Source organism: Sphingopyxis sp. sgz302558 (genome assembly GCF_057220455.1).
In genome coordinates this window covers 1-4,857 of sequence record NZ_JBXPUZ010000019.1, presented here as the reverse complement: position 1 = coordinate 4,857, position 4,857 = coordinate 1, and the positions used below count along the sequence as shown (strand labels likewise).

General features: G+C 62.6%; 4 protein-coding genes. 3 read left to right on the top strand and 1 reads right to left on the bottom strand.

Annotated elements, in window-relative coordinates:
- Positions 1–2,098: RHS repeat-associated core domain-containing protein (locus AC2TC0_RS16050; RefSeq protein WP_484718456.1), on the top strand; the 2,098-nt coding region annotated here is incomplete at its 5' end.
- Positions 2,099–2,103: 5 nt separating this feature from the next.
- A complete protein-coding gene (locus tag AC2TC0_RS16045; RefSeq protein ID WP_484718455.1) occupies positions 2,104–2,397 on the top strand; it encodes a hypothetical protein in 294 nt (97 codons plus the stop codon).
- A gap of 155 nt (positions 2,398–2,552) precedes the next feature.
- Here the strand turns inward: AC2TC0_RS16045 and AC2TC0_RS16040 are convergent, their stop codons facing one another.
- Complete coding sequence (locus AC2TC0_RS16040) at positions 2,553–3,386, bottom strand: hypothetical protein (protein WP_484718454.1); 834 nt, start codon at positions 3,384–3,386, stop codon at positions 2,553–2,555.
- Between the two features lie 76 nt (positions 3,387–3,462).
- On the opposite strand from AC2TC0_RS16040, the gene AC2TC0_RS16035 reads away from it, so the two are divergent.
- A partial coding sequence (locus tag AC2TC0_RS16035) for a GspE/PulE family protein (protein WP_484718453.1) occupies positions 3,463–4,857 on the top strand: 1,395 nt, incomplete at its 3' end.

Genomic DNA, 4,857 nt, shown 5'->3' with positions numbered 1-4,857 from the left:
TGCGCTCGACCGGCTGGTAGCGAGCGCGCTGCCTGACGGCGGCGCGCCGAGCTTGGCCTATGACAGCCGAGACAACGTGATCACGCACGAAGACGCCATTGGCGTGGATACGACCTTTGTGCGCAACGGCTTTGGCGAGGCAATCCAGGAGGTCAGCCCCGATCGCGGCACCAGCATTTATGTTTACAACAGTGCGGGCGACATGGTGGCGGCGACCGACGGGCGCGGCCAACAGATTACCTACACATACGACATATTGGGCCGCCTCCTCACCGCCACCCCCGTTGGCCGTCCGGCGGACGAGGTCGTCACTTACACCTGGGATATTGCGGCGCTCAGCGGCAGCCGCGGGGTAGGCCGCCTTGGCCGCGTGGTCGATAGCGGCACAACGGTCGAATATGGCTATGACCACCGCGGCAATGTGACAACGAAGCGCCAGCGCATTGGCACGGGCGCTTGGTTGACCCTCGCCTTCACCTATGATCTGGCCGACCGCCGGACGCAGATCACTTATCCCACAGGGCGCATCGTCAATTACACTTGGAACACGCTGGGCCGGGTAACGCAGGTGCGGACCAAGGCGAACGGCAGCGTATCGACATGGACCACGCTGGCGAGTGGCATGACCTACGAAAGCTTCGGCGCATTGACGCAGGCCACTTACGGCAATGGCCTGCGGATGATCCAGAGCTGGGGGAATGACGGGCGGCTGGCGAACCGGCGGCTGGAGCGGACGTCGAACAGTGTGCGGCTGTCGTCGCTGACCTATTCCTATGACAATAGCGACAACATCACCCAGATCGCTGATACGCTGGATGCCAGCAAGACGCGCAGCTTTGGCTATGACCCGGTCGAGCGGCTGACGCGGATGGACGGCGCGGTGGGGGCGTTCGCGCGCGAGGATTATCTGCATGACGACAATGGCAACCGCCTCGCTGTCGAGCGCCGCGCGACCGTCGCCGCCGCGACCCCTGCAGAGGTCGACAGCTATAGCATTGCCCCCGGCACCAACCGACTGACCAGCATCACCACGCCGGCGGGGATGCGCGTGTTCACCCACGATGCGCGCGGGAACCAGACGGGGGAGACTCGCCCCGACGGCTCGGTTGTCACGGTGGCCTATGACGGGCGGGCGCGGCTGGTGAGCTACACTGTCGGCACTGCCAGCCAGACGATGCTTTACAACGGCGCGGACGAGCGCATCCGCGTTATCACCACGCCAGCCTCTGGCCCGGTCGATACGCGTATCATCCTTTACGACCTCGATCACCGCATCGTCGGCGAATATGGCGCGGGCGGTGCTGCTGACCTCAAGGCCGAATATATCTGGACACTCAGCGGCGTCGGCGACACCGGCCCCACCGGCGGCGATGACGGCACCGGCGGCTACACGCCGCTCGCGGTCGCGGTCGGGGTCGCAGGCACCAGCGGCATCACATCCGAACTCCAATGGGTCCACGCCAGCCACCTCGGCACCCCAATCCTGACCACCAACGCGGCGGGCCAGAGCGTCACCCCCTATGGCTACGCCGCCATCGGGTTCCCGGGGCAGTTCGCAAACGCGCTGCTCCTCCCCGGAGCCGAGCATTACTACAATCGCTACCGCGACTATGACCCCACTACCGGGCGCTACATTCAGGCCGACCCGATTGGGCTGGCGGGGGATGAGAATGCTTGGGTTTATGCGGGGGCTAATCCGTTGGTGAGGGTGGATCCGTTTGGACTAATGGCGCAGCCACTCGTGCCGTCCCCTGCATTGCCCTTTACGCCTTTCTTACCGGTTGGATATGGCAAGACATGCTTTCTGCGAGAATCGCCGCAGGATGGAGGGGGGGCAGGCCAACCGTCTACGCCGTGCGACCGAGCGTTTGCACAGTGTAAGCGCAATGCCGAGTTTCTATATGACAAAGGATTTCAAACTGACTCTCATTTGTTGTACGGACGATGCGTTGCGTCCATGCAATTGTGCCGTCGAGCAGAAAAGCAATCAAGACCCGGCTTCATTGCTTGGCCAGGTCGAAGTGGAGTAACGATGTACTTTCCTGGATTTGGGACGACTTACTATCCTGATTCTAGAGGTCCTCGCTTACCAAGGTGACGAGAATGAACTTGCCGCTGTTTCCTCGCAAACGACATTGTCATTATCCGGCACAAGAACCGTATTTGAGAGAATCATCCCGTTCTCTCTTTTTTAATATTGCTGGCGTACAAGCAATAATTAAACATATAGATGAATATTTTCATGATGAATGGGGTAATATTGTCGTGATAGAATTTTTTCATGACACTAATTTTGAAAATCTAGAAGTAACAAATTTATTCATATGTTGGTCAAAAAGTGATGAGATAGAGGCGTATTGCTTTGTTGATGAAGACGACTATTTGGGAATACCATAGGATTTAGGATTGCAGCGACGCTCTGCTTAACTTTCACGGATTACGGTGTAATTACGGTGATAAGTGCAATAATCCCCAAGTTGGGGGCAAAGCCATGCCAACTAATGGCAGCATTGCATAGGGTGATCTGGTCGGCATGTGCCGCCCTCCTCAAGTTAGCCGATGACCACGCCAGTCAAGACTCGATTGAGAGCTCCGCCGCCGATCGCGTCGCCCGAATACATCGCAATGGGTTTGCCCACCAAAGCGCTTCGCATGGCAGCCGCAAGTGACGGTGTGATCGCGCTGACAAATTCCACTTCGAGCACCATCCCGCCAGGTGACAGCCGAACCCGCATATCCACCGTCCCGCGCGCATTGGGGTAGCGCCGCTTCACCTCCGCAATTGCCGCCTGCAACTGGAGCTCATCGATTCCATCCGGCCTGATGCTCGCCGACGGCCGCCAGCGCGGCGCGGCCCCGGCGTAGGGGTCATAGGCCCCAACGCCGCCGCCCCCAACGCCGCTGGTGTTTCCACCAACGCCGCTACCACTAACGCCATTGCTAGCAACCGTACCCGGACGAGCCGGCCCCAACCGCGGCACGCGCGACACGCGCCATTCGGGCGGCGACAGCAGCGTCAGCGTGCTCGTCTCAATCGGCGATGGCGGCACGGGCGCCTGGGCCATTTCTACCGCTGTCCCCGCAGCGGCACCAGCACTCGTAAGTGCGGCCGATTGTTCCTGCGCGATCAGCCGCAGCACCAATGGATAGCGATCGACCATTTGCGGCAGTGCCACCTGCGTGATCCCCGCCAGCGCGGCGAGAACAGACATGGCAACGGCACTCGCCAGCACCAGCCCAACCGGGCGTTCGAGCCGCCAGCGCGCCGACTGTTCCTGCGCTTTCATGAGCCAAGCCGGAGCAGCAAAGCCCAGCACCAACGGTCGATACACAGCGAGCGGCGGCGGCGAGCCGCTCTGCCAATGCTCGATCGGGGCAAAGGCCATGGTTGATGCCTCCATTTCGCCAGGGAAACGGGCTTTGCCGCTTTCCCTAGGGTCCGCTTTTTGGCAGGGTTTGCCGGTGGATACCAGCATCATCCTTGCTGATTCTGACGCGCTGATGGCAGCGCCCGATTGGGCGGCGCGGCTGACCCAGCGCGGGCTGGTATCGCGCGCCGATCTGGCGCGCGCCGAGGCCGTTGCCGCGGCGAGCGATCGCCGCCTGGCGGCCACCCTGCGCGCGCTTGCGCTAGTCAGCGATGATGATCTGGCGGCAGCCCTCGCCGACTGGTCGGGCCTACCGTTGGTCGGCCACGAGCGGCTCGTTGGTCCCCTCGCCGCCATTCCCGATCTGAACCTGCGCTATCTCGCGCGGCGCAGCCTTTATCCGGTCGCGCTCGAAGGCGATCGGCTCATCCTCGCCATGGCCGATCCGGGCGATGAGGATGCGCTGCGCGCGATGCTGTTCGCGAGCGGTGCGCGCGAGGTCGAATGCTGGACCGCGCGCTTTGGCGATATCGATAAAGCGCTGGCGCGGGCAGCGGTGCCCGTTGCCGACACGCTTGCAGCCATGGACGGACCTGCCGCGCTCGCGGAGCTCAGCCGCCTCCATGAAGAGGATAGCGAGGCCCCGGTCATTCGGCTGGTCCAACGACTGCTTGCCAATGCGGTCGATCGGCGGGCGTCGGACGTGCATATCGAGCCGATGGCGAGGGCGCTACGCGTGCGCTACCGCATCGACGGGCGGCTGATCGATGTCGAGACGCTCGATGAAACTCTCGCCGGTCCCGTCGCGACGCGAATCAAGGTGATGGCCGAACTCGACATTGCCGAGAGCCGCCTGCCGCAGGACGGGCGGCTGCGCCTCGCGGTGCGCGGGCGCGAGGTCGATGTGCGCATCGCGACCTCCCCCATTGCGCATGGCGAGAGCATCGTGCTGCGCCTGCTCGGCCAGCAGAGCGTGCTGCTCGCGATCGACAAGCTCGGGCTGCCCGAGCCGATGCTGCGCGATTTTCGGGGGGCGCTGGCGCGCCCGCACGGGATCATCCTCGTCACCGGACCAACAGGTTCGGGCAAGACGACGACGCTTTATGCGGCGCTCCAGCATTTGAAGCGCCCCGACGTCAAAATCCTGTCGGTCGAGGATCCGGTCGAGATTTTGATTGAGGGCGTCAACCAGGTGCAGGTGCGCCCCGATATTGACTTGAACTTTGCCGCAGCTTTGCGCGCCTTTTTGCGGCAGGACCCCGATATCCTGATGGTGGGCGAGATCCGCGACGGCGAGACCGCCGAGATTGCGATGCGCGCGGCGATGACCGGGCATTTGGTACTCTCGACGCTCCACACCAACAGCGCGGCGGGAGCATTCGCGCGGCTGCGCGATCTGGGCGCCGAGCCCTATCTCATCGCCGAAACGCTGATCGCGGCGGTGGCGCAGCGGCTGGTGCGCAGCCTATGCGGCGCATGCAAAGCACCA